This window comes from Mesorhizobium sp. M5C.F.Ca.IN.020.32.2.1, from assembly GCF_004023105.1.
In the GTDB taxonomy this organism is placed as follows: domain Bacteria; phylum Pseudomonadota; class Alphaproteobacteria; order Rhizobiales; family Rhizobiaceae; genus Mesorhizobium; species Mesorhizobium wenxiniae.
In genome coordinates this window covers 1-818 of sequence record NZ_RZSX01001456.1, presented here as the reverse complement: position 1 = coordinate 818, position 818 = coordinate 1, and the positions used below count along the sequence as shown (strand labels likewise).

At 60.1% G+C, this 818-nt stretch carries 1 protein-coding gene and 1 pseudogene; both read left to right on the top strand.

Annotation, left to right across the window (positions count from 1 at the left end; all coding sequences use genetic code 11):
* On the top strand, positions 1–367 hold a 367-nt coding region (locus EOA86_RS36745), incomplete at its 5' end, for a thermonuclease family protein (protein WP_128345841.1).
* Positions 364–818: pseudogene (locus EOA86_RS36740) on the top strand (thermonuclease family protein); the annotation flags it as partial. The gene EOA86_RS36745 and the pseudogene EOA86_RS36740, both read left to right, overlap by 4 nt.

Below are 818 nucleotides of genomic sequence, written 5' to 3'. Positions count from 1 at the left end.
GCCCTACACCGACAAGAGAGGCCAAAAGCGCGACTGTGGCGACGCATCGCTGGCCGTCTTCGCCGCCTATATCAAAGACACGAAACCGGTGTGTGCGCCCGTCGCCAAGACGGCCGAATTTTCCTATGTCGTCTGTTACGCCACGGTTGGTAAAGACCGGCTCGACCTGGCTACAATGATGATTACCAGCGGCTATGCCTTCGCTTCGCTCAACGCCGAAAGCCTGCCTTTTCATGCTCCCTATGCTGTTGCCGAACAGGACGCCCGCGAAAGGCGGGCTGGCTTGTGGCAGTTCGAAGACGTCCAGCATCCGGCCGTCCTTCTGAGTCGATCGGCCAATGAGCGTGCCAAGAAAGCGAAACAATGAACAAAACCATCGTCGCTATGGCCATTGTTGCAGTAGGTATCGCGACCCCCGCGATTTCAGCTGACGTCATCAGGAGCCCGGCTCGAGTCCGCTATGAGCCGCGCGCAGTTGTGCCCGCTCCCGTCTATCCCGTCTTCAAAGGGCGCGTCGCCGTCATGGACGGTCGTACCCTCTGGTATCCGCAATTCGCTCAGCAAGTTCGTATCGCAGACATCGATGCTTGCGAGCTGCCCCAATGGGCGCTCAATCCGAAATGGGAGGACCGCGAGCGTGTCAAAGCACCGCCTCCGGTCCCTTGCGGCCCATTCGCCAAAGCCTGGCTTAAACGAACCGTCGGCAATAAATCCGTCGAATGCACCGTTCTCGCCTATGGCGATGATGGCGTGCCATCGGCCCGATGCGTCGTGACGGGCCGCGATCTCGCGCTCGAAATGCTCCGGGTCGGGTGGGC